Below are 22,913 nucleotides of genomic sequence, written 5' to 3'. Positions count from 1 at the left end.
AGAGTCTGATCAAAAAGTAATACTGTCCGTTTTTTTCGGGCAGTATTAGCTACGCTCTGTCCCCATTTTTTTTACATACAATTCATCAACAAGGATAATTACAATCGCCAGCAGTGGCACAGCCAGGATAATTCCCAGTGCCCCGGATAAAGTCCCCATAATAACCTGACTGATAATTGTAAGTGCGGGAGGCAGATTGATCATTCGCTTTTGAATTAACGGAGTTACGATATTACTTACTATAGTTTGAGAGATAACATAAATTAATGCCACAATAATTGCGGTATTGGTACTTACGGTGAGCGCCAGCAAAACACCCGGAATCATTGCTGCCATAGACCCAAAATTCGGAATCAGTTTTAACATCCCGGTAAACATTGCCAGTACCATTGCACCTGGAATTCCCATTATAGTCAAACCTATTGCAATCATAAATGTAATCAGCACCATAGATAACATGGTGCCTTTTAGCCAACCTTTAAGTGCAGTACTGATGCGGTCAATTGCAACTCTTGCCAGTGGCTTATTTTTAGATGGAACCAGTATAATAATCCCATCTTTATAAATGGAAGGGTTTGCAGTAAAAAAGATAGCCAGTAATATAATCACATACAGATTACCCATTACGCCAAAACTGGTACTAAAAAACTGCTGGGCAGTGGAGAATAGTTTTTCCGAGTTATCACCGGAAAGATAAGTAAGTATTTTACGGCCGGTATGGGTTTCATCCATTTTAACCTTTGCTGCTGTAATGGTATTAGGCAGTGAATCTGAAAGTACTGAAATCTGATCCTGCATTTTTGAGCCCATGAACCATAACAACGTGCCCAAAAACACAAAAGATCCTCCAACAGATATGATCATACTCCACCTTCTGTTCAGTCTTGTCTTACGCTCAATCAAATCACCAAAACCATGAAAGTAAACGGCAATCAGTGCGCCCGCTAAAATCATTAATAATACATTGAAAGCAACTCTGGCAATAAGTATTACTACAACCAGCAGGGCAACAATGGCTACAGTCTGCCAGACCTTTTGGATATAGGATAGTTCTTTATTGGTATTGCCGGATGATGGATCTATATTCATAATTTTCAATTTTATAATGTTCCGGAAAACAGGATATAATAGATACAGAAATACTGTTCAGATTATAAACCGGAGCTTTTAGGCAGAGCGTTTAAGAATAATTTCAAAAATACAAAGATAGTTAACAATAAGTTATACTTCTATTTTATCATGAAATAGCGAGTATCACTAATAAGAAACTGATAATGTATACTTTTACAGATCAGAGACTGTAAATTGAACGGTGCAGGTACTTAAAGATTAAAAGAGAAATCAGTAAATAACTCAGTATATCTGGCGCCTTAAAGAAATTACAGGGTAATGTTAAAAAGCACACTATCGTAAAATTTTAACTTTGGAAAAAAACTGATCATAGAAATCTTTAATTTAGATTCCTGTCCGCTAATCGATGAATACATTAATTGAACTGGTACAAACCTACGGGCTTTGGATAATCTTTCTTATTACACTATTCCAGAGTATTGGACTACCCCTTCCTGCATTTGCGATTCTTATTGTTACTGCAGCTGTCACTCCTGCTAAAGCAATTGATATCATTTCACTCCTCATGACTGCAACTGCCGGCTCTTTGATTGGTGACACTATCTTATATTTTGCTGGTAAAAGACTAGGCACAAGTATTCTGGGAAAATTGTGCAGGATCTCACTATCGCCTGATTCGTGCGTAAAGAGCAGTGGGGATATTTTTAACCGTTATGGTCCACCTGCTTTGACAGTTGTAAAATTCGTTCCGGGCCTTTCTACATTAGCCCCGGTAGTAGCCGGTGTTTACGCCATGCCTATATTTTCATTCATAGCCTTCTCTTTGATGGCTGCGGTTTTTTATAGCACAGCGGCCATTAGCCTGGGCGTGTTATTCCGCCATGAGATTGGTAGCTTAATTGCCACGCTAACCGAATTCGGCAAGCTTGGTGTTCTCGCTCTTATCATCTCTTTTGGTATTTACCTGCTTGTAAAATGGTTACAACGGTATCGTCTTATCAGACAATTTAGAACTGATCGGGTGACTGTCAATGACCTGTTTGAGTTGATACAGGAAAGATCAGGTCATATCATATTTGATGCGCGCCCAGAAGATCAACGGATAAGAAATGGGTTTATACCCGGCTCAATACCTATCAGTGATATTAATTTAAGTGAGATTGCAAATCTCTATTCTGAGTATGATGAGATAATCGTCTATTGTTCCTGTCCCAATGAACTCACGGCAGCTAAATATGCTGAAAAATTGCGCAGGACAGGCTTTAAAAGAATAAGACCACTACTGGGTGGACTTGATGAATGGACTAAATCAGGCGGGAGCGTATCTTTCAATTAGGGTTATTGAATGGTTAAAGTTCCCCTTGTTGCTTTGCTGGATACTCCATTTGCATCAATAAAATCCACAAAAAATTCAAGGGATGATCCTGAGGAAAGACCACCTGCCTGCAACATGGCTGAGGTGATGGTGATTTTAGAGCCTGATAATCCAAAACCTCTCAGATCATTCCCTAAGGCATACCAATGTACGGTTGTATTGGCAGGTACATTTGTCACTGTAAAGGTTTGCGATCCGCTTTTCACGATTTTTGCTGATGCAGGGGAAAGACGGGGTTGAATTGGATTTTGCACATACTGACTTTTTTTATTCAGATTGATCAAGGCATAATATCTAACATATTCTATTTCCATAATCGCTGGCATAGCAACTTTATTGATATTATTCCCAACAAAATCACCACCGACGCTTAGACAAATATTCAGATCGAAGTAATCATTGAACGGCCATCCATCATATCCATTACCATTATTGGTGAATGTACGCATCAGTGTACCATTAAAGTACCATTTGATATAATCAGGAGTCCAGTCGATTCTATATTCATTGAACTTGTTCAGTGTAACATGAGTTGGCAGCGTAACCATATTTGATGCACCATAGGATTTAGCTGAATGTACATTATAGTTTAATTCACCATCATGTTGCCCCTTAATTTCAACAATGTCAAATTCACCGCAATTGGGCCACGTCTTCAGATCATAGTCTTTGTGACGCTCGCCAAATCCAAAAATTGCTGGCCAGAGTCCAGCACCCAATGGCATTTTTGCTTTGATAATATATCTGCCATAACGTTGTTTTTTGTTGGAAACAATTTTTCCTGATGTATAATCGAAACCATTGTATGGTTCATTTAAAGCAATAATCTTCAATTTACCATCTTCCACTTTCACATTTTTTGATCTGCCAGTGAAATGCTGAAGCTCATGATTACCCCAGCCATAGTATCCATTACCGGTACTCATATTCCATTTCTTTGGATCAGGAGCACCAGTGTAATTAAATTCATCTCCCCAGGTTATTGATGGACTGAATTTATATTGGTCCCGGGCAACAGACGGATCAGGTTTATTTACGATATCTTCCCAGGCTACTACCTTTAGGTATCCTTCAGATGTTAAAGACTGCCCGGGTGCCAAACCATTAATTGGAGTAATAGCAGGCTTGTTATACGCAAAATGCTGAGTAGTTTCAGTTGCTAATCTGCTAATTTCTATATCTGCTATCATTGAGTTACCTTCTGCTTTATCTACTGTACAACTAACATCGGGAATATACAGTTATTTTCATCATTCTATCCAGGGTGTAATTTGCTGTTTCTACATCTATCACTGCAGTATTTAACTTCATCCCAGTTTTTCTCCCATTTTTTTCGCCAAATAAACGGCCTTTTGCATACTAGACAAATTTTAGAAGGCAAATTTTGTTTTTTTACATTTTTCATGAGCTTATTTTGTCATCCAATTGCTCTAAGAATTTCTCAGCGTTGGTTAAGTGAAGATGTTGTTTTTCAGCAGCCATTTTATCAAACATATTTACCAGCATCCCTAAACGTGGATTTTTTAAGAAAAAGTTTCGGTGTACGTGCATAAACCGCCAAAATAGGCCATCCCATACCGATTGCCATTCGCCCTTTTCATAGTCGCTCATTTTCATCAAATAGTTGCTGCCGCTGATATAAGGTTTTGTTACCATCAAACCACCGTCAGCAAACTGTGTCATGCCATACACATTCGGTACCATCACCCAATCGTAGGCATCTATAAACATCTCCATAAACCAGCGGTATACTTCATCAGGATCAAATTCGCACAATTGCATAAAATTGCCCAGCACCATCAATCTTTCAATATGGTGGCAATACCCGGTTTGCAAGATCTTTTTTATTGTTATATCAATTGGGGAAATACCAGTTTCACCGGTCCAAAAACTTTTGGGAATTTTTCTTTTGAATTTCCAGTAATTAGTATTGCGCTGCTTAACGCTTTCACGTTCATATACCAGGTGAACAAACTCTCTCCATCCCATTATTTGGCGTACAAATCCTTCCAGGGAATTTAAAGGAGTGTTATATTTTTTTGCAGCCGCCAATGCCGCAGTGATAATCTGCCCGGGCTGCAGCAAGCCAATATTAAGCATTGGCGTAAGAACCGAATGGTGAAGCACAGACTCCTTTGCTACGATAGCATCTTCATAAATACCGAATTTTTCAAAGCGATTCTTTAAAAAATTATCCAACCAATTTAGGGCATCCTGAAAGGTGACTACAAATAAACACCGCGTATTTATCTCACCATAGTTATTGGGAAAGTGTTTTTGCACATATACTTTTGCCTCAGTAACGTAGTTGTTTTCTTTAGGCAATTCCAATAAGGGCACTTTTTCCTTTTTAGGAAATTTTTTCCGGTTATCTTCATCAAATGACCATTTGCCACCGGTTGGTTCTTCATCCTGTTCCAGCAAAATATGATTTTTCTTTCGCTGCCAGATATAAAAATCGGTTTGAAAATAGGTTTTCCTTTTACTGAAATAATTGGCCGTATCTTGTGTAGTATTCAAGAAATTAGGACTATCGTAAACATGCAGTTTAACCTGATTTATAGAACAGGCACTTTGCATTCTTTGCATTAGCCAATTGTCGGCTACTGCTGAAATGTGTATATGCCCAATATTTTGTTTGGCAAGGCTTGCCACTAATATCCTGCAATCATTTTCCTTTACACACGTTTCTATATAATTAGCCGTATATCCATTTTGCTGTAGCCAGCCTTCATAAAATTTCATACTTGCCCTATGCAGTACTAATTTTTGCCGGTGAAAATTGTACTGTTTAAAAAAAAGCCACTCCTCAACAAGATAAATCTCACGGTCTTTTTGTAATGCCGGATGGTTTTGAAACAATTGGTGTGGAAAAATTAAGGTAACTGAATTTAACATGTTGTATTGAATTTAAGCCAAACCTGGTTTTGTTGTTTGAAAAAGATAATCATCCAGACAATAAAATGGTATAACCACATCATTTTCTGCTACCGCGTTAAACAAACATTCATTATCACGTAAACGTAAGTTAGTTTTAAACCAAACTAAAGCGATTCTTTTTTCAGGCATCATGGGCAGAATTAATCCCTTTTAGAAATTTTATTGTAGTTAAATAATTATTTCATCCCGCAGCACTGATAATGACTTCAGCTGCCAGTCTGCCACTTTTCATTGCTGCATCAATAGAGCCATTCATCAAATAATCCCCGCATACAAAACACTGGTCATTTAATCTTTGGGATTTGTGCCCGGGTTCATTTGTTACCTGATCATCATTAGGCAGGGCATAATTAATATGATAGGTTTTTAGATGTGTCCAGTTGATTGCCTCAGGAAACCAGAATCTTATTTCCGCTATCACCTTTTCCTGAAGTTGAGTTTCGTTTGCCTTTGAATGATTACCAATAAGTGATACGGATATTAAGGCCTGTCCGTTACCAGAATAATCTGACGAAATCTGGTTCATTACAGCAACATTATTAACCAGTTTTCCAGATAATGTATTTAAAGCAATCAGGGGCGCTATAAATGGCTTTTTATCAGCTTTAAAATACATATTAGTAACTGAATGATGTGATTTTACTATTTGTTGCCCATAAGGAGCGGGCATTTGAGCAGGGTTAGTGGCAATGAGAATATACTTAGCCCGGTAAATTGATTTTGAAAACGTTATCACAGTCCCTCCATCAATAAGCTCTACTTTTTCATTAAAAACAATTTCATCGGCAGAAAGGCCTTCTGCTAATTGTAGCGGAATCATTCCCATTCCTTTAGCGGGGATAGCTGCATCTCCTTCACTAAACATTTTAAATACAAATTCAAACATGCGGCTAGAAGTACTCAACTGATTTTCCAGAAAAATACCTGTCATAAAAGGCTTAAAGAATTGACTCATCATGATTTCACTGAACCCTTCCTTTTTCAGGTAATCTATAGTTGTAATTTCCTTTTCTAAAAAGATTTCTTCTATGGTTTTGCGTGTAAGTTTCAGTTTTAGCCGCAGCATCCGTAATTTATCGGCAAATGTTCCGGCAGGAGAAAACAAAGTATTGATGAGCATACCGGGTTGCCGCAGCGGATCGCCAATCTTCGAAATCCCGCTTTCATTTAAGATCAATGCCCCTGCATTAAACCTACAAATTTCTAGCGCATTATAGTCTAAAAAGCGTTTCGCTTCCGGATAGGCAGTTAATAAAACCTGGAAACCACGGTCTAACAAGAAACCCTCTACATTATCTGTGCGTATTCTGCCACCTACCGCGTCGGAAGCTTCAATAACAAGGACCGATTTCCCGGATGCCTTTAGAACCCTGGCTGCTGTTAAACCAGCTAAACCCGCACCAATAATAATCACATCTTTTTCCATATCTGATAGCAAAAATTAATAGGACTTGTTTAATTCATGAGGTTCAATCCCTGGTTTGGCATAAGCCAGACGACCAACAGCCTGCGGAAGAAAGTAGGCATCTAAGCCGGCAACTGACATTGTTTTTGCCTTGACATGATCAACAGTACCATCTGCTGCTATCATATCGTCGTTGGCAAGAATATGAACAATTTCACCAATCAGAATAGTTGTACCGTTAATCTCTAAGTCAATAATTTCCCTCAGTTCTAAACCGATACGAATGGTTGATTGCTTTACAAAGGGTGCTTTAAAATGATTCGTATATAACTTCTGAAATCCGCAGGTATCAAATTCAGATACATCTGATGGATAATAGGCACTGGTTTGATGAGCCTGCATATACCATTCTGGTAATACATTATTTAAAGTATAGTGACCTGTTGATTTAATATTGGTGAGTGTGCTGTTCTGCTCTCGTTCTGGTCGTATCACGATGCCTAAAAGCGGCGGATTAGCGCCCAGATGAAAGGCAGAACTAATGATGCACAAGTTAGTAATTCCTTCATTGCTGGCAGTTCCTAAAAGATTTAGGGATTTATAACCAACTAAGCTATTAATCAGGCTTATCCTATATTGTTTTTCTAACTGATATATCTGCTCACTACTAATATTTATCATATTAACTCGTTTTTATTTTCCCTAATCCCCCATCTATTCCAATTATTTGCCCGGTTATCCAATTGCTTTCTTCCGATAGTAAAAAAGTAATCAGCCTGCTGATATCTTCTGGTTGCCCAATCTTTCCCAGAGGATGTCTTTTAGCTGATGCTTCCCGTTTTTCGGGTGAACTTAATAGATTTTGTGCAAGTGGGGTGTTTGTAAGCGATGGGGCTACCACATTTACCCTAATCTGCTGGGCAGCAAATTCGGCTGCCAGTGATATTGCCAGGCCCTCTACCGCAGCTTTTGCAGCAGCGATACTGGCGTGGTAAGGCATTCCGATTTTAGCAGCAACAGAGCTTATTAAAACTATAGATGAAGCACCGGCATTTTTTAACTGTTTAATAGATTGCTGAATAATACGTGCTGCGCCCAAAACATTAACTTGATAGTCCTTTAAGAAGTCTTCTTCGGTTAGTCTGCCAAAAGGTTTAAGATTAATACTACCAACCGAATAGACCAATCCATGTAATTCAGCAGGTAAAAAAGCCGCTAACGAATCCAGATTCCCGGTTATATCAGCCAGGAGATATTGAACATCTTCCGGCCAGTCTTCAGATGCAGATCTTGAAACCACATATACATTTGCATTTTGCTGATGAAGCAGTTTAACCAACGATAATCCAATACCGGAACTGCCACCAATCACCAGGATGTTTTTTTGCTTGAAATCCATAATCTCATATATTTAAGAAATCCTTTTTTTTCCATTTAGCTACTATAACCTCTGATAATTAAGAGACTGTTCGTGTTTTTGATTCGTGAAAGTTTTCAAGCTTTGTAAGTATTCTAATCAAATCCATTTTTTCAAGGTATGATAACGGTTCGGTTACATCACTTGACGCCTTTTTTATGTTTTGCATACATTCATTCAGAATTTGAGTTCCTTTGGAAGTAATATCAATCATTCTGTTTCTTTTATCACTATCTAATGCTGCCTGCTCAACTAACCCATTATGAATTAATCTATTCACAATTTGCATTCCTGCAGATTTCTCGTGAACATTTAGTTTGATAAGGGCTGTTTTGCTCATACTACCAAGGGAAACGAGGCTGATTAAATAAATAAATTCATCGGGAGTAGAAAAAGATGTATTTGCTATTGCAGCCTTTGCATTGAGTTTGGCATACCTGTAAAGATGTACGAGCGAAGTATTAATCACGCTATCAGCAGAACGTCCATTTGACTTTCCATCCCACTCTGGTTCTGAAACGGGCTGATCACTATTTTTTTTATAATGTTCAGTCATCCATTGTGCAAACAAGTATCCTTCCTGACCAGGAGAACCAGATTCCTTTTCATAGCGCTTAATCAAGTCTATCACTTCACTTATCAAATCGTAGTACGCCATCTTAAATAATTATAGTACAATAGTACACCATAAAGTACATTATTGCACTATTTATTTAAAAATTATATCTTATTACTAAAGATTAGCAAAGTAACCCTTCTGCTGCAAGTCTAATAATGCCTTATTAAACCTTTCCAGGCAATTTAAGAGCATATTAGTACTTGTATTCTTGAGAATGTTTTGTCAAATGTTCCGCAAAATAATTTGGTGAGGTATCTTCATCAGCAGGTATCCAAATACTTAATTGCTCTATAAAACCGTTTTAAATCATTTTACAATACTTTTCTATCAATTCATTTAAGTGCCCTTTTTTAATAGCTGACTTAGCAAAAAAATTGAATATTGGCTCCGCTATTTTTTGAAACCCAACCATTCTAGAATTATTCAGGTAAATGAACAACACCAAGTCTGAAAAATTTTCAGGAATTCCTGCTGCGCTTACCAGGCCATCTTTAGCCAGACCTTTTAAAATAAAGAGGGAATTTTCAAAGTTCTTATCGCCAGGATTAAGGGTAGCTGTTAAAACACATTCCTTTTTAGAAACATTGTGGTAATAGTGCTTTTCATTCGGCATAATATTTACAATATCTCCCGGCTTTAACTGGTAGATCTCTTTACCTTTCCCAACCTCAAGTGTGCCGCTTAAAATTTCAAAGGTTTCTGAAAACAACGTATGATAATGCCACGGTGTTTTTTCGCCGGGAAGAATATTCAACTCCATTAAACTATCTTTATTTGTTGCTGCTGAAGTTATCAACTTGATATAGCCTTGTGTTTTCATATCGTTTTTTTTATAGGATTACTCTCCAATAAAATTATTCCGAATACGGAGCAAATGACCATAGCAATAATGTGTGGGATGGTTTGCAGAACGCCGTTGTAGCTTTTGCTGAGAACTATAATCATATCATTAACAGGCACAATTGTTCCTGTTAATAAGGTTACTCCCAAAGCACGTCTTTCATTCATCAAAACAAAAACGCACATTAACAGTCCGGAAAATACATCTCTTATGCCTTTGATATAGTGAAATGAGTAGTCTCCCTGTTCTTTAAAATGTATCCCATATCCGGCTTCGGCTACTTCTGGAGATAAAAAGAAACGGGCTCCCAGAAAAATCAAGCCCAGGCCGGTTAAAAATGCAATTGCATAAGAAATTTTTGTTATCATAATTGTCTGTTTCTAAATTATGACACAAAATTACCCTCAACGCGGCCAGCATTAATGCACTTCGGTTAATAAATCAAATTTGCATTGAAATTCTTTTTCGGATACGGCTTAATGATTGCGGTTTTACGCCAACAAATGAGGCGATATGGTATTGAGAAATCCTTTGCTGCAAGTCAGCGTGATTCTTTATAAACCTTTCATAACGAAGTTCAGGTGTTTCAGTATAGAATGAGCTTATATCCTTTAGTAGCTGAATAAAAACGGCTCCAATTGCAATCCTACCAAAACGTTCCCCTTCATGAACATCTGCATAGAATAATTGCAGGTCATCATATGAAATAACAAGAATATCACAGTCTTCTAAAGCCTGAATAACTTTAGTAGATGGCTGTTGAGGAATAAAACTTTCATAGTTACATACATAATCATTCTCCTGAGAAAAGGCATAAGTTTTTTCCTCACCATCGTGATTAATATAATATCGCATTAATCCCTTCGCAACGAACCCAACTTGTTTACAAGTTCGTCCTTCTTCTAAAAAAAATCTCCTTTCTTGTAAGTCCTTTCTTTAAATAAAGATGTGACAATGCCTATCTCACCCGGGCTTAACGTTATTAGACTTTGTATGCTACTTAGTAAGCTATTTATCATCTTAGGTGGTTACGCTCAAATTCCCGCTAAACTCTATTTTGATGAAATAGCGCTATACAAAAATAAATAAACATTCATTAGTTTCAAATACATAGGAACAAAGTAGATAAACCCCATTAAACTGATCCTTCTTTGCCAATTTTGCATTGAGCAGCCCTAATTGGTTTTAATTATTAGGTTCTATTCTGGAAATGTAAATTTTCATATCATCAAAGCCAGGAGTTATATGTTCATACTCCCTTATTGAGAGTGATGTTTTTGTATTAGTTTATAATTAGTCGATCGATAAAAGATTACAAGAGAAAAAAATTACTAAAAAAACTTACTTCTTCTATACACTGCGGGAGTCTGCCCCGTCTTTGATTTAAAGATTCGATTAAAAGCTGCTTCCGATTGATAACCTACGCTTGCTGCGATTTCTGATATATTACTGTTTTCTGTTGTCAATAGCTTTTGAGCGCGTCTAATGCGCCAATTAGTAAGATAGCTTAACGGTGTTTCATGGACCAATCTTTTAAACTGATTAAAAAAAACGGAACGTGACATGCCAATTTCTGATGCGAGAGATTCAAGCGTCCAATTCTTTTGGGGCGAGTCCTGTATCAGCTTTAATGCCTTACTAATCCTTGGGTCGTTTAATGCAGAAAGAAAACCGCCATCCGGCAATGCCTGTTCTATATATGCTCTAATGATATTAATAAACATAATTTCTGACAAACATTTCAGCATTATGTTGCTTCCCGGCCTTTCGTTATTGAGTTCTATCAACATTAGTTGCGTAACTTGCTTTAGTAACAGCTGATTTTCTGTCTTGTACTGCTTGATATGAATAATTGACGGCAAATCCTTTAAAAAAGGATGCAGGGATTGGTAATCAAATTCAAAATGGCCGGCTATGAGAGTAGTTACATCGCCACCACTATTAAAAATAGGTTTCCCTTCTCTGCGTGCCTTAACGAATTGTGGTGAAGGTATACGTAAACTTGTAGGTTTATCTGCTATCCAGTGAGCACTTCCGTGAGGCACAAATACCAGATCGCCCTCTAACAGTTCTATGATACGCCCATCAGGCGCCCCAATAGTGCAACTGCCACTCACTAACCGCCAGAACTGCGAATTTTCATCCTTAACAATATCCAGTCCCCAGGGAGCCGCAAGGGGGAATTTGCTATAAACAACACATCTTAGGCCGGTTGCCTCTAATATTGTACTTAAAGCGTCCATTTAATAAATTGATACGATTGAGCAAATATACAACACTATCTAATACTTTTAGTATCAAAACGGCAAGCTACCTTTGGATCATTAATTAATCAAGAAACAAATGACAACTCAGGAATTAGCCAATCGTTATTACGATCTCTTTCAGCAAAGACATGTAATACAAATTTATGAACAATTTTACAGTACCGACATTGTATGTACCGAACCCGAGCATGCTTTGGCAATGGGTGTGCCTACCATAACCAAAGGTATTGAAGCGGTTTTAGCAAAATCAAAAGCCAGACAAGAGCTTATAGAAGAGGTACACAGCTTTTTTTGCAGCGAACCGGTAGTTGGAGGTAACTATTTTAGCGTAGCCATGGGCAGGGACATGACTTTAAAAAATGGACAGCGGTTACAATTGTCGGAAATTGCAGTTTTTGGTGTAAAAGACGATAAGATCATAACCGAAACCTTTTTTTACTAGAAATCAGTTATTATTTTAGAACCAAGCGCAATTCAATTTCTGTTCGCGCTCCATCTTGCGGAATACGAACAGAAATTCAACGAAAATTAAAAAACCATCTGGGTGATGAAATCTACAAGTATATAAATCCCATAGACCGGATTGAATCCGAACTACTTAATTGAATAATCACTTCCCGATACAAAAAAATAAACACAAAAAAACTAAAAAAAAGTAAATTAAATACATAAAGGAACAAATAAGGAAAAGCCATTTTAGACAAACCAAAATGGTTATTTATGTGAAAAACCTGGTCCAAGTTTGTAACCCTATCTTTTTTCGAACTGGTTTAGGAGACGAGAATTCAATAGTGTATGGAAATATTATATGACTAGTTTGATAAACTTCTATAGCGTATAATTTTTTTTTAAAACTAACCCTTTTATCCCCAGACTGTTTTTACCGGCTAATGCACCGGAGCAGCATTTTGAGTACGGATGCAACAACGATGCGTCCGGTGTTTTTTTCATTGATTACCAAGACTATACCTATTGTGGCTGGAAGGCGGCTATTACGGCGTAAGTGCCAGGATTATACGATTTTCAAAAGAGAGGGTGGCTATTATCGTAATGTCCAATATGGGTAACGGGGACGTAGTCGGAAAGCCCCTTAGCACACCAAGTAGATGGAGGCAGGAAGCTACTTTGAGATAAAAAAGAAAAAGGTAATCTCTTTTCAGCCTGGAAGATCCTCCACAAATTAAGTTGCTGCAGGGTTCAATATCCAGCCCCGCCTTTGCTTCGCTTCTTTTTCCACTCTTGCATTGATACAACAATTTGTAATTTTGTAACTAAAACCTGATTATATGGACCGCCACACACAGCATATTCCCATATTTAAAACTATAGGTGAGTTCTACCGCGCTTTCCAAATAGGAGATGCACCTAACGATTTTTTTACCTTTATGAGAATGGAAGATCAGCCCCAGGGGAAGTCATTATACATGCCTTTGTTTAGGGGGAATTTTTTCAGACTGGTTTTCTGCAAGACTTCGGGAATACGGTTTTTATTGCCAGACCAGACAGTGGACACCACCATGAACAACCTTTATTTTACTTATCCCGGAAAAATTGAGAGCTGGCAGCGTATAGAAATAATTTATGGCTTTCTGTGCTGCTTTACCCCGGAATTTGCAGGTATCGACCTTTTGCGACCGTCTTTTGAAAAGGAGTTTCCGTTTCTTACGACAGAATCGGATAGCCTCATCAGTTTAACGGAAAGAGAAGCCAACACCTTATCTCAAATTGCAGAGGCTATGCTTGAGGAAATGAATACCTCCAGGCCGGACAAATTCGACATGCTGAAACACCTCCTGCATACCTATCTTATTCAGATAAGGAGGATCTACAACGAAAAGGTGTCTACCAAATCAGTTCCTCAGCTTAATCATGCTGCTATTGTACGTCGTTTTAAAAAGACCATCAACGATTATTTTATCCAATTGGCATCCGGAACTGTTAGTGAATGGCCCTCTGTTAGTACTATATCCAGTCTTATGAATCTGAATGCCAGCTACCTTAACGCCGTTGTTAAACAGCATGTGGGCCTCACGGCATCCTCCTTCATACATGAAAAAACAATTCTTGAAGCAAAAAGCTATTTAATGCATACAGACATGCAGGTAGCCGAGATATCCTACCGGCTTCAGTTCCGGGATGTCCCTTATTTTACGCGTTTCTTCAAAAAAATGACTGGCCTTACTCCGGGTACATTCAGAACCGAGGCACAAAAGAAATTCTTCCCTCCCCTCCGGAAGCACAATCTATAAAAAATGCAAGTATAGATGTCCTCTGTGCAATTGATTTACCGGTGCTTTCCCGGAATTTTGTCTTCAAAAAAATCAATCATGCCAATACAAACTATTCCACTCCCAAATATAGAAACAAAGGAAAGTTATACATATCCGCCTTTTTATCTTGTTCGCATATTATCACTTGCCACCTTCCTGGTTTGCTTCCAGGGGTTCATGGTCGCTCCTTTATTGCCACATTTGTCGGTCATTTTTCATGTATCCGTACGACACACCAGCTTTATTGAACCATCATATCTGCTTGGGTACGGATCCGTCACACTCATTTATGCTTCTGTTTCGGACAGATTTGGCCGTTTCCCTGTCATCATTTTTTCCTTATGTTGTTTTATTGCATTGACCCTTTGCACAAGCTTTGTGCATTCCGCCGATCAAATGATCCTTTTGCGGTTATTGACCGGATTAGGAGCAGGCGGTATTGCCCCCACTACCATTGGCTGGATCGGAGACCAGTTCCCTTATCAAAAGAGAGGTCACGCCCTGGGTATTTTCTTTGGCAGTATGGCCGGGGGTACAGCTTTTGGCTCGTGTGCAGGGGCTTTGCTAGAGCCTGTAACCGGATGGAAGGGACTCTTCATTTTAGTTGCAGCCCTGGGTTTTGTCATACTAATACTGATTTTATTTTACCAAAAGCATTATCGCCTGCAAAATGAAGACGCCAGGACCAACTATACCGATCTGTTCCGTACTATTAAGGACATTATGTCAATACCCCGAAACTGCAGAACGTATCTTTATGTAATGTTTAACGGTATGTTCCACTCAGGTGTATTCACCTGGCTAGGGTATCTTTTCTATAAAAGTTTTCATCTGGGGGAAACGGGAGTTGGATTGGCACTATTGGGATACGGGATACCCGGTTTTTTGCTCGGCCCTATCATTGGAAAAATGGCAGACCGTTACGGGAGAAATAAAATCATCCCAATAGGCCTGCTCTTTGGAGGCCTTTCCGCTGTACTATTGGGTTTAAACCTACCATTGTTAGCTTCAAATTTGCTGGTTGCCACGTTATCGTTAGGATTTGACATGACCCATCCGCTGTTTGCGGCTATTACGACTACTTTCAGTGCCAAAAGGGGTGCTTCTACAGGTTTGTTTGCCTTCTTTCTGTTTATGGGGTACGGGTTGGGCAGTTTGGTTTTTAGTCTGATTGTGAAATCAGGCCTCAATCAGACCTTTATACTTTTTGGCGCCGCTGCTTTGTTGGCTGCATTGTTGTCCGTTTGGGCATTTAGGAACGAAAAGTAGAGATTTAACTGACTAACTAGAGGTTTGTCGCAAAATGGGTATTCACCAGGCGACCTATTACAACTGGAAGAAGAAATTCGGTGGTCTGGGTGTCACTGAACTCAGACGTCTACGACAGCTAGAGGATGAGAATGCCAAACTCAAACAACTCGTAGCAGATTTAAGTCTGGACAAACATATGCTATAAGATGTACTTAAAAAAAAGCTTTAAGGCCAGCCCAGTTGAAGGGGCTGGCCGAAGCTTTAGTAGTCAGTTACAAAGTTTCTGTGCATAGGGCTTGTGCGGTCACTAAGTTTTGCCGCTCGATGTGGTATTATAAAAAGATAGGTCGTGATGACAAGGTAATCAGAATGCGTATGAAGGAGATTGCGGAAACTCGGGTCAGATATGGCTTGAAAGAATCTTTACATTGCTTCGCCGGGAAGGCTTTAAAGATAGTTATAACAGAGTTTACAGGCTTTATAAACTGGAAGGATTGAACCTGCGTAGTAAAAGACCTAGAAGAAACCGAGCCGGTGCGCATCACTTAGAACGCGTACCGCCCTCGCATTTACATGAGTGCTGGAGTATGGACTTTGTGTCCGATCAGCTGTTTGACGGCAGGAAATTCAGGTCCTTAACTATAGTGGATAATTATACAAGATTTTGCCTTGATATTTACCCAGAGCAAGGTATAAAAGGGGAACAGGTGGTGACTGTACTGGAAAGGTTAAAAGAGGAATGCAATGCCATTCCGAAAAAAATTAGAGTAGATAACGGAAGTGAATTTATATCCAAAGTATTGGATAAATGGGCATATGAAAATCAGCTCATACTTGATTTCTCCCGCCCGGGAAAACCTACAGATAATGCATATATTGAGTCTTTTAATGGAAGCTTCCGTGATGAATGCCTAAACACCAACTGGTTCTTGTCAATGGAAGATGCTATAGAAAAAATTGAAGCATGGAGAGCAGAATATAATACCTTTAGACCACATAGTTCCTTAGAAGGTTTAACGCCTCAGGAGATGTGGAAAAAAACCAGTTAACGCCCTGATTTTCGAATTTAGCGTGTCCTAAAATTGGGGGGAGATCATATTGGTGAAAATATAAAACTCGGACCAAAGTTTGGAGGAAGTGCTACTACGTCCAAACAAAGTTCTTATCAATTGACACAGGTATTCGGACCAACGGACTTTGGAGACGCAATTTTAAACTATAGTGATCCTATCTTCTTAACTCTTTATAATAACGATCCCGGAATTACATATTATAAGCCATACGAAATTAATTTACGAAGTGTATATTTGACTTTCGAACCAAGAACAGTATTTTAAAAACACTAAAATGAAAACATATAATTACATCTTATTCTTCTTAGCTTTTTCAACTTGTTTCACTGTTTCATGTAAAAAAGAAACAGAGGTAGACCTCAATTTGCCAATATTTGAAAAATTAGATGGTAATTATAATATCATTAGTGCAGTTTCTGACCGTCCATATGATATAAATATGGACGGTTATTCCAGTACGGATATGCTAAAAGAAATCCCCAATCTGGAGAGAAGTGATATCAATATAGTGGTTAATAAACAAAATAGATTATTTCGTCTTTCCTGGATAGAACAATATGAAAATTCAGAACTTAGCTTAAACAATGCAAGATATTCATATAATAAACAGGGTGTTTTCAATGAATTTGATACAGACAAAAACCTCAATTCGATTTCTTTAAAGCAAAATTTAAATCAGGACATACGGTTTAATGCGCCAAATTCAATTAATTGTGAAGAGTCTGGGGTTATCAAGATTGAAATCAAAAAAAACATCATCACATCGACCGGAAAACAAAGTATCCTGATAACGGCCTCCTATAAAAAAGATAAAAATTATAAAACAAGTTATAAATAGGATGTATCTGGCCAATTGGTTCATCAATGTGCTTCCATTGTTATGATACCTTGAAAGGAAATTATTGACCATTGGGGTAACAAAGATCTTATTCTATATGAAAATGCATCGCCAATTTTAGCGATCCAAATTTGGGTTATTTTTTTCTACACAATTGAGTTCCTCCAGAATTAAATCTTCCAGGTAAGCTTTAAGATATAATTCGTCGATGTTGTAGTGCCATTTAGAATGCACTGATACCTGCCGGATCATTTTTAAGGTCAATATCAGAAATTTATAACTTTCGACCGGCGTGGTAAATTTCCTGCTATAAAGTCCGACTACTTTTTTTGTGTAGTCCAATGTTGTCAACCTGTTGAAGTCTAACTTAATTAACTGTTCCCATATGGTGATTTGCCATTTTTCCTGTGGATCGGTGTTAAAGGCCTCAATTAATTTCAAAATCAGATTTTCTGCATATTCTAGGTCCTGGTAGCTACAGTACATAGTTTCTAAACTCCGGAATCCAAAAAAAAACTCCTTCAATAGACTTGACATATATTGATCCACATGGCACTCTGCCATCTTTTTCTCGAGCATGATGAACTTTAACTGTAAGCTTTCGCCATGTAAAACAGCATAATACCTGGAAGCCACCAGTTTTTCATTCAGGTAATTTTTACTCTCTGAAACTACCGATTGCAGAAGTTCTTCAATAATGCTGCATATTTTCAGGTACAATTGCTTGATAGCCGGGCTTTGCTTTTCATTATTTTTTTCATTCACAAAGGCACGATTCGAAAACCCCAGTAGGCTTTTGTGGTATTTCTTTGTCATTCTGATCAGGAAATGTACGTCATGCTGGTTCAATAAAAAATCCTGGAAGGCATTTCCCATAATTTCTTTTTCCTTATCCAAGATCCCTGGCAATTTGATAGGTTCGAGTTTGTCGATTTTAGCTTTATTTTCCAATCCATTCATAATTACTTCAATGTTGGAAACGAATCTTGGTAGTTGATTGACCATGGAAAGAAGTCTTATATCTTGAAATGTTTGAACGCCTCTGTCTTTCAGAATTAACTTAGCCATTTTAATCTGTCTTCACCCAAATTTGATGCTTTGATGCGTCCATCATTAATCATATTGTAAACAGCTTTGGTAGAACAGCCCATTAAATTAGCCACATCTTTTACTAGGAGTATATCTTTATTTAAGATTGGAGCTCTTTGTTTGGTCGTATTTACTTCCTTCAATATTTTTACTTCAGCTTCACTTCTAGCCAGTTTTGCTTTCCGCTCCTGGGCCATCTGATTCTGTTTTCTACAATGTTGACTACAGTACATAGTTACAGTTGTTTTAGCCAAAAATTCATTTCCGCAAATATGGCAGATTCTGGTTATTGTAAAATTTGAACTCATTTTCAATCAATTTAAGTAGATTTAATGTGACCTAAGATGACTTAAGGGTATTTAAGTGAAGTTATTTATCCAAAATTCTGATAAAAAACTGATGTAACCGAAAAATCATTTTTGGGTAACAAATGAGTAACAAAAATAGCCAAAACAACAATAAAAAACAATAGAGAAGAAGAGATCAAGAAAAGACAAAGCTCTTATTTACAATAAAATAAGAGCTTCTGTTAATAGATATTGATTGATTTTAAGATGGCTTATTTGCCGATGCAATAAATATAACCATTTAAAAAAACAGCACATTACAAAACAAAGGAAACAAATAAGAAACAGTCATTTTATGCTTATTAAGCTGGTCATTGATGAGGAAAACTTGGTTGTATTTTTCTTGAAAAACAGAGATATTACGAATAAAAATCCCTTTAGGCTACAAACCAATTGATAACTCATAAAGTTATACGCTCAAAATGTGGATGAAAGAATAAGGGCTTGAAACCGGTAACTTTAAAATCCGCAATAGGCAAGCAACCCTTTCATGTAATGAGATCATTATTCTGCGGATTACGTTTCGTAACGGTCATTACTATTTTTAACATTTCTATACCCAGTGTATTTGTGTGTACTGCCCTAATTATTTCAATGGATTGGTACCCTACAATCGTTTCATCTTGTAATGCTAAAAAAACTACACAAATACATTTTCTATAGTAACATTAGAATTCTATAGCAACAATCCCCCCTCTAATATTTGATTTAAATTGAGTTAAATGTGCATTTTCCTTGAAATTCTGTTTCATTTAAATAATATGTTTATTATAATTGCGCCTCGATCAAATGTGAAGATTTTTTATTAAAGAATAAAAAGTTCCGTTAACGTACAATTGAACTAATTGTTAATCCTAAAGACCCGACATATGTTAATAATTAATAGTTTCGAAGAGTATCAATCGCATTTAGGTAAAGAGTTAGGTGTTTCTAACTGGCATAAAATAAGTCAGGAACAGATTAACAGATTTGCTGATGCCACATTAGATCACCAGTGGATACATGTTGATCAGCAGAAAGCTGAAACTGAAGGTCCTTTTAAGACAACTATCGCACATGGTTATTTAACCTTATCATTAATCCCATATTTGTGGAAGCAAATTGCAGATGTCCGCAACATTAAAATGGAAATAAACTACGGCATAGAGCGATTTAAATTTGGACAGGCGGTTTTGGTTGATAGCGAGGTTCAATTAAAAGCTAAACTCAAATCTATAGCGAATTTGAGAGGAGTTACCAAAGTTGTAATTGAGGCAACCCTTGTTATTAAAGATCAGCCAAAACCAGCTTATAATGGAGATGTTGTGTTCTTATATCATTTTAATGATTAATGTATATCAATTCAGTCCATTAAAAGGCGAATTTTAATAGAGAATTATATAGTAATAAAATACTTAAAACAATTTCTTAATAAAGCGGCTTACAGATATAGATTTTGACATAAACATAGAGAAATTTACCTATGAGTATTTATTAGTATAATTTTTTTTACAATAAATTGCATATGGATAAAGATTACATTTTTTTAGAAGCAGGTGGAAGTGTTGGCCATTTATTAAGAACAAATCCCTGATAAATGTTTTAATTTTTCAAAAACAGCAAAACATAATTTCAATATTAAAATATAATTAAATATATCATTTGAAAATTAATATATTTTGACTATTTTTGAAGATAATTAAATACAATATAATGCAACAAGGAACAGTAAAATTTTTCAATGAGACAAAAGGTTTTGGATTTATCGTGCCTGCGAATGGCGATAGCGAAATCTTTGTTCATTCATCTGGTTTAATGGATAACATTCGTGAGAATGATTCAGTAAGCTACGACATCGAGCAAGGTAAAAAAGGCTTGAACGCAATTAATGTTAAGATCAGCTAATTAAATTTCCTTCATAAATTGGTAAAAGCATCTATCTTCTAAGATAGATGCTTTTTTTGTCCAAAAATTTTGATTCTAATTTTGCTACAAAATTTTATTTGTAAAACTCTCAAAGTAATTCATAGGTGTGATTAAAAAAAGCTAAATCCATCAATACGGAATTTCATATTGGTCAATTATGTTCAAGGTTCAGTTCTTTGAACATCTCTTTGGTAATCAGCTTTGTATTAAAGGCCAGATGTTCCCAGTTACAATGTAAAATAGACACAGGATAAGGAACTCCCTTATGTCTTTGGGTTAAATCCATACTGATAATAGAGTTTTCTTTTATTTCTCTATCGCCCTCAATCAAATCAAAAATTCGCCTGGCGAATTTCTCATCAGATCCTAAATAAAAACTTGCATAGGTTTCCAAACCTTTAATAGTTTTCATATTGAGCGAAATTTCAAATGAAGTTTCCATTATATATATATAAAAAGAGCTACCATTAGGTAGCTCCGGAAATAAATTTATAAGAAAATTATTTTACCTCTATTTGATGGCTTACCGCCTTCGCTTCTTCTCTCTTTGGTATATTGATCGCTAAAATACCATCATTATAAGTTGCCTGAATACCATTTTCGTCAGCACTATCTGGTAAAGTAAATGAGCGAACAAAAGAGTTATAACTAAATTCACGCTTAGCATATTTTTTCCCCTCTTGCTTACCTTCTATATGCTTCTCTGCGGAAATACTCAATACTTTCCGTTCAAGATTTAGCTTAAAATCCTCTTTTTTAAGTCCGGGAGAGGCCAATTCGACATGATAGTGATCTGCCGTTTCACTGATGTTAGCTGCCGGCACTCGCGAAAGCATACGTTCTGTAAAAAACGTGTCATTGAAGATGGAATCAAAAACATCACTAAAACCTGGCACTAATGTGTTTTTCTTGTTTTCTGGATTAAATTTAACCAATGTCATGGGTTTTTCCTCCTTAATTTGATTTAATGATTAAAACTATAATTAATTAAACTCTTTGAACTTACGTTCGATAAAATTATTACAACTGAAATGCCAAATCTATTTCTTCCTACACAGACTGAAAAAATTGCGTGATCACTGAAAAATTTTCAGATTCTGGCTGTCAAAAATTCATAAATCACCTACAATTGCAGATCCCGAAATTTTTATCTGTTTTTATGAGTTATATTTTATGGTGCGGGTAAAAATAAAGAGCAGGTAAAATTATTGACAACAATTTACTATAATTTTTTTTAATCCAAAACCATTTAGATTCTCTCTTGCTTATCGTTCTTTAACTTTGATCTTTAAATTACAGATGTTTTATCAAATTTGGTACTCGCATAATAACCTACACAAGCCATTAAATTATATCATGTAAATAAAAAATGCTTTATTCATCGATACGATGAGATATAAATGGACTTGAAATTACAGCGGTATCCCATAATAAATGCTTCTAATCTTCCACAAACGTAAAAAAAACATTTCAATTACAACATATCCGTTGTACAACATATAAGTTGTTTGCCCTTCTTTTACCCTTCCAATGGAAAAGGAAACCCTACTTAAAAATCTTGGTGCCAGGAAACGTGAAATACGTAATATGATGGGTATTTCTCAAAAACAACTTGCCCATTCCATTGGTAAAGACCAACAATCTGTGCAAAGATTAGAAACTGGCAATATAAACCCCACATATTATTATCTCTATGAAATAGCTGATGGTCTGGAAGTAGATCTTGAGGTTTTAATTAAAAGAGACGGTGCAGACTCCCATGGATAAAACCCTGGCAAGGTAAACCTATCAAATCATCTTTAGTTATTTACCCTTATTTTGATCAAATAAGCATCAATAAGTATATATAAGCATGTATAAGAGACATGCATTTCTTATGGAATTTGGCGATAACAAATAATCAATCTGAGGAACAAATGAGGTACAAAAATTGCCAAAAAGAGAGAATTTCACTAAAAAAAAGACAAAGAAATAACCGTAATCAACTATATTACAACTACTTCCAAGATCTAACAAAGTTTTATTAAGCTCTTGGAAACAACCTAATAAGTTAATGATTATCAGATAGTTACAACACCTACTTACCAATAAGAAAAATGGCGGTATATTAACTAATCGTTTTAGTTTAAATATCATCGGGTTCAACTGGGGGCCATCTGAAACCATTTCTCCTATTATTTAAGTTTAATACTATTTTATTTGTAA

General features: G+C 36.7%; 24 protein-coding genes and 2 pseudogenes. 9 read left to right on the top strand and 17 right to left on the bottom strand.

The window, feature by feature from the left end; all coding sequences use genetic code 11:
* Positions 1–45: 45 nt before the first annotated feature.
* Entirely contained in the window at positions 46–1,089 is a 1,044-nt protein-coding gene (locus HDE68_RS04400; protein ID WP_183879290.1) for an AI-2E family transporter, read from the bottom strand.
* Positions 1,090–1,477: 388 nt separating this feature from the next.
* Here HDE68_RS04400 and HDE68_RS04395 point away from each other — a divergent pair, with 388 nt between their 5' ends.
* On the top strand, positions 1,478–2,407 hold the full coding sequence (locus HDE68_RS04395; protein ID WP_183879288.1) for a rhodanese-like domain-containing protein: 930 nt from the start codon (positions 1,478–1,480) through the stop codon (positions 2,405–2,407).
* 2 nt (positions 2,408–2,409) lie between these two features.
* Here the strand turns inward: HDE68_RS04395 and HDE68_RS04390 are convergent, their stop codons facing one another.
* From HDE68_RS04390 to HDE68_RS04335, 12 genes and pseudogenes are all read right to left on the bottom strand, one after another.
* Entirely contained in the window at positions 2,410–3,636 is a 1,227-nt protein-coding gene (locus HDE68_RS04390; RefSeq protein WP_183879286.1) for a family 16 glycosylhydrolase, read from the bottom strand.
* Positions 3,637–3,701: 65 nt separating this feature from the next.
* Positions 3,702–3,851 (bottom strand): DUF2256 domain-containing protein, encoded by a 150-nt coding sequence (locus HDE68_RS04385; protein ID WP_183879284.1) that lies wholly within the window; start codon positions 3,849–3,851, stop codon positions 3,702–3,704.
* Positions 3,848–5,344: a cryptochrome/photolyase family protein gene (locus tag HDE68_RS04380; RefSeq protein WP_183879282.1), complete on the bottom strand. Its 1,497-nt coding sequence runs from the start codon at positions 5,342–5,344 to the stop codon at positions 3,848–3,850. Before HDE68_RS04380 ends, HDE68_RS04385 begins: the two co-directional genes overlap by 4 nt.
* A gap of 12 nt (positions 5,345–5,356) precedes the next feature.
* A complete protein-coding gene (locus tag HDE68_RS26685) occupies positions 5,357–5,515 on the bottom strand; it encodes a deoxyribodipyrimidine photo-lyase (protein WP_411267914.1) in 159 nt (52 codons plus the stop codon).
* 52 nt (positions 5,516–5,567) lie between these two features.
* Positions 5,568–6,812 (bottom strand): NAD(P)/FAD-dependent oxidoreductase, encoded by a 1,245-nt coding sequence (locus HDE68_RS04370; RefSeq protein ID WP_183879278.1) that lies wholly within the window; start codon positions 6,810–6,812, stop codon positions 5,568–5,570.
* A 15-nt stretch (positions 6,813–6,827) separates the two neighbouring features.
* The gene (locus HDE68_RS04365; protein WP_183879276.1) at positions 6,828–7,472 is read right to left on the bottom strand and encodes a flavin reductase family protein; all 645 of its coding nucleotides are present in this window, start codon (positions 7,470–7,472) and stop codon (positions 6,828–6,830) included.
* A gap of 1 nt (position 7,473) precedes the next feature.
* Entirely contained in the window at positions 7,474–8,190 is a 717-nt protein-coding gene (locus tag HDE68_RS04360; protein WP_183879274.1) for an SDR family NAD(P)-dependent oxidoreductase, read from the bottom strand.
* Between the two features lie 58 nt (positions 8,191–8,248).
* Positions 8,249–8,866, bottom strand: a complete 618-nt coding sequence (locus tag HDE68_RS04355; protein WP_183879272.1) for a MarR family winged helix-turn-helix transcriptional regulator — start codon at positions 8,864–8,866, stop codon at positions 8,249–8,251.
* Positions 8,867–9,128: 262 nt separating this feature from the next.
* Complete coding sequence (locus HDE68_RS04350) at positions 9,129–9,647, bottom strand: cupin domain-containing protein (RefSeq protein WP_183879270.1); 519 nt, start codon at positions 9,645–9,647, stop codon at positions 9,129–9,131.
* Positions 9,644–10,036 (bottom strand): DUF4267 domain-containing protein, encoded by a 393-nt coding sequence (locus tag HDE68_RS04345; RefSeq protein ID WP_183879268.1) that lies wholly within the window; start codon positions 10,034–10,036, stop codon positions 9,644–9,646. Before HDE68_RS04345 ends, HDE68_RS04350 begins: the two co-directional genes overlap by 4 nt.
* A gap of 73 nt (positions 10,037–10,109) precedes the next feature.
* A pseudogene (locus HDE68_RS04340) lies at positions 10,110–10,535 on the bottom strand (Crp/Fnr family transcriptional regulator); the annotation flags it as partial.
* A 464-nt stretch (positions 10,536–10,999) separates the two neighbouring features.
* Positions 11,000–11,911: an AraC family transcriptional regulator gene (locus HDE68_RS04335; protein WP_183879266.1), complete on the bottom strand. Its 912-nt coding sequence runs from the start codon at positions 11,909–11,911 to the stop codon at positions 11,000–11,002.
* Positions 11,912–12,011: 100 nt separating this feature from the next.
* Here HDE68_RS04335 and HDE68_RS04330 point away from each other — a divergent pair, with 100 nt between their 5' ends.
* The 5 genes and pseudogenes from HDE68_RS04330 (at position 12,012) to HDE68_RS04305 (ending at position 17,367) form a co-directional block, all read left to right on the top strand.
* Complete coding sequence (locus tag HDE68_RS04330; protein ID WP_183879264.1) at positions 12,012–12,377, top strand: nuclear transport factor 2 family protein; 366 nt, start codon at positions 12,012–12,014, stop codon at positions 12,375–12,377.
* An 844-nt stretch (positions 12,378–13,221) separates the two neighbouring features.
* Entirely contained in the window at positions 13,222–14,184 is a 963-nt protein-coding gene (locus tag HDE68_RS04325) for a helix-turn-helix domain-containing protein (protein WP_183879262.1), read from the top strand.
* Between the two features lie 78 nt (positions 14,185–14,262).
* Positions 14,263–15,474: an MFS transporter gene (locus HDE68_RS04320; RefSeq protein WP_183879260.1), complete on the top strand. Its 1,212-nt coding sequence runs from the start codon at positions 14,263–14,265 to the stop codon at positions 15,472–15,474.
* A 19-nt stretch (positions 15,475–15,493) separates the two neighbouring features.
* A pseudogene (locus HDE68_RS26490) lies at positions 15,494–16,505 on the top strand (IS3 family transposase); the annotation flags it as partial.
* A 298-nt stretch (positions 16,506–16,803) separates the two neighbouring features.
* Positions 16,804–17,367, top strand: a complete 564-nt coding sequence (locus HDE68_RS04305; RefSeq protein ID WP_183879254.1) for a hypothetical protein — start codon at positions 16,804–16,806, stop codon at positions 17,365–17,367.
* Between the two features lie 117 nt (positions 17,368–17,484).
* Here the strand turns inward: HDE68_RS04305 and HDE68_RS04300 are convergent, their stop codons facing one another.
* Together HDE68_RS04300 and HDE68_RS04295 are read right to left on the bottom strand one after the other, a co-directional pair.
* A complete protein-coding gene (locus HDE68_RS04300) occupies positions 17,485–18,372 on the bottom strand; it encodes a hypothetical protein (RefSeq protein ID WP_183879252.1) in 888 nt (295 codons plus the stop codon).
* A 50-nt stretch (positions 18,373–18,422) separates the two neighbouring features.
* Positions 18,423–18,764, bottom strand: coding sequence for a helix-turn-helix domain-containing protein (locus HDE68_RS04295; RefSeq protein ID WP_183879250.1), 342 nt, complete (start codon positions 18,762–18,764; stop codon positions 18,423–18,425).
* A gap of 908 nt (positions 18,765–19,672) precedes the next feature.
* On the opposite strand from HDE68_RS04295, the gene HDE68_RS04290 reads away from it, so the two are divergent.
* Positions 19,673–20,134 (top strand): MaoC family dehydratase, encoded by a 462-nt coding sequence (locus HDE68_RS04290; RefSeq protein ID WP_183879249.1) that lies wholly within the window; start codon positions 19,673–19,675, stop codon positions 20,132–20,134.
* A 361-nt stretch (positions 20,135–20,495) separates the two neighbouring features.
* Positions 20,496–20,687, top strand: a complete 192-nt coding sequence (locus tag HDE68_RS04285; RefSeq protein WP_048905418.1) for a cold-shock protein — start codon at positions 20,496–20,498, stop codon at positions 20,685–20,687.
* A 172-nt stretch (positions 20,688–20,859) separates the two neighbouring features.
* Here the strand turns inward: HDE68_RS04285 and HDE68_RS04280 are convergent, their stop codons facing one another.
* On the bottom strand, positions 20,860–21,150 hold the full coding sequence (locus HDE68_RS04280) for a hypothetical protein (RefSeq protein ID WP_183879248.1): 291 nt from the start codon (positions 21,148–21,150) through the stop codon (positions 20,860–20,862).
* A 58-nt stretch (positions 21,151–21,208) separates the two neighbouring features.
* Positions 21,209–21,649: an Hsp20/alpha crystallin family protein gene (locus HDE68_RS04275; RefSeq protein WP_183879246.1), complete on the bottom strand. Its 441-nt coding sequence runs from the start codon at positions 21,647–21,649 to the stop codon at positions 21,209–21,211.
* 589 nt (positions 21,650–22,238) lie between these two features.
* On the opposite strand from HDE68_RS04275, the gene HDE68_RS04270 reads away from it, so the two are divergent.
* The gene (locus HDE68_RS04270; protein WP_183879244.1) at positions 22,239–22,475 is read left to right on the top strand and encodes a helix-turn-helix domain-containing protein; all 237 of its coding nucleotides are present in this window, start codon (positions 22,239–22,241) and stop codon (positions 22,473–22,475) included.
* The last annotated feature ends 438 nt before the right edge of the window (positions 22,476–22,913 follow it).

The organism is Pedobacter cryoconitis (assembly GCF_014200605.1).
GTDB lineage: Bacteria > Bacteroidota > Bacteroidia > Sphingobacteriales > Sphingobacteriaceae > Pedobacter > Pedobacter cryoconitis_B.
The sequence above is the reverse complement of the archived record's forward strand: the minus strand, read 5'-3'. Positions and strand labels throughout refer to the sequence as shown.

Coding starts and splice junctions, on each gene's coding strand:
- HDE68_RS04285 (WP_048905418.1), top strand. CDS start 20,496: ATGCAACAAGGAACAGTAAAATTTTTCAATGAGACAAAAGGTTTTGGA.
- HDE68_RS04320 (WP_183879260.1), top strand. CDS start 14,263: ATGCCAATACAAACTATTCCACTCCCAAATATAGAAACAAAGGAAAGT.
- HDE68_RS04400 (WP_183879290.1), bottom strand. CDS start 1,089: ATGAATATAGATCCATCATCCGGCAATACCAATAAAGAACTATCCTAT.
- HDE68_RS04370 (WP_183879278.1), bottom strand. CDS start 6,812: ATGGAAAAAGATGTGATTATTATTGGTGCGGGTTTAGCTGGTTTAACA.
- HDE68_RS04270 (WP_183879244.1), top strand. CDS start 22,239: ATGGAAAAGGAAACCCTACTTAAAAATCTTGGTGCCAGGAAACGTGAA.
- HDE68_RS04365 (WP_183879276.1), bottom strand. CDS start 7,472: ATGATAAATATTAGTAGTGAGCAGATATATCAGTTAGAAAAACAATAT.
- HDE68_RS04295 (WP_183879250.1), bottom strand. CDS start 18,764: ATGAGTTCAAATTTTACAATAACCAGAATCTGCCATATTTGCGGAAAT.
- HDE68_RS26685 (WP_411267914.1), bottom strand. CDS start 5,515: ATGCCTGAAAAAAGAATCGCTTTAGTTTGGTTTAAAACTAACTTACGT.
- HDE68_RS04390 (WP_183879286.1), bottom strand. CDS start 3,636: ATGATAGCAGATATAGAAATTAGCAGATTAGCAACTGAAACTACTCAG.
- HDE68_RS04325 (WP_183879262.1), top strand. CDS start 13,222: ATGGACCGCCACACACAGCATATTCCCATATTTAAAACTATAGGTGAG.
- HDE68_RS04300 (WP_183879252.1), bottom strand. CDS start 18,372: ATGGTCAATCAACTACCAAGATTCGTTTCCAACATTGAAGTAATTATG.
- HDE68_RS04280 (WP_183879248.1), bottom strand. CDS start 21,150: ATGGAAACTTCATTTGAAATTTCGCTCAATATGAAAACTATTAAAGGT.
- HDE68_RS04345 (WP_183879268.1), bottom strand. CDS start 10,036: ATGATAACAAAAATTTCTTATGCAATTGCATTTTTAACCGGCCTGGGC.
- HDE68_RS04305 (WP_183879254.1), top strand. CDS start 16,804: ATGAAAACATATAATTACATCTTATTCTTCTTAGCTTTTTCAACTTGT.
- HDE68_RS04380 (WP_183879282.1), bottom strand. CDS start 5,344: ATGTTAAATTCAGTTACCTTAATTTTTCCACACCAATTGTTTCAAAAC.
- HDE68_RS04395 (WP_183879288.1), top strand. CDS start 1,478: ATGAATACATTAATTGAACTGGTACAAACCTACGGGCTTTGGATAATC.
- HDE68_RS04355 (WP_183879272.1), bottom strand. CDS start 8,866: ATGGCGTACTACGATTTGATAAGTGAAGTGATAGACTTGATTAAGCGC.
- HDE68_RS04330 (WP_183879264.1), top strand. CDS start 12,012: ATGACAACTCAGGAATTAGCCAATCGTTATTACGATCTCTTTCAGCAA.
- HDE68_RS04385 (WP_183879284.1), bottom strand. CDS start 3,851: ATGAAAAATGTAAAAAAACAAAATTTGCCTTCTAAAATTTGTCTAGTA.
- HDE68_RS04350 (WP_183879270.1), bottom strand. CDS start 9,647: ATGAAAACACAAGGCTATATCAAGTTGATAACTTCAGCAGCAACAAAT.
- HDE68_RS04275 (WP_183879246.1), bottom strand. CDS start 21,649: ATGACATTGGTTAAATTTAATCCAGAAAACAAGAAAAACACATTAGTG.
- HDE68_RS04290 (WP_183879249.1), top strand. CDS start 19,673: ATGTTAATAATTAATAGTTTCGAAGAGTATCAATCGCATTTAGGTAAA.
- HDE68_RS04335 (WP_183879266.1), bottom strand. CDS start 11,911: ATGGACGCTTTAAGTACAATATTAGAGGCAACCGGCCTAAGATGTGTT.
- HDE68_RS04360 (WP_183879274.1), bottom strand. CDS start 8,190: ATGGATTTCAAGCAAAAAAACATCCTGGTGATTGGTGGCAGTTCCGGT.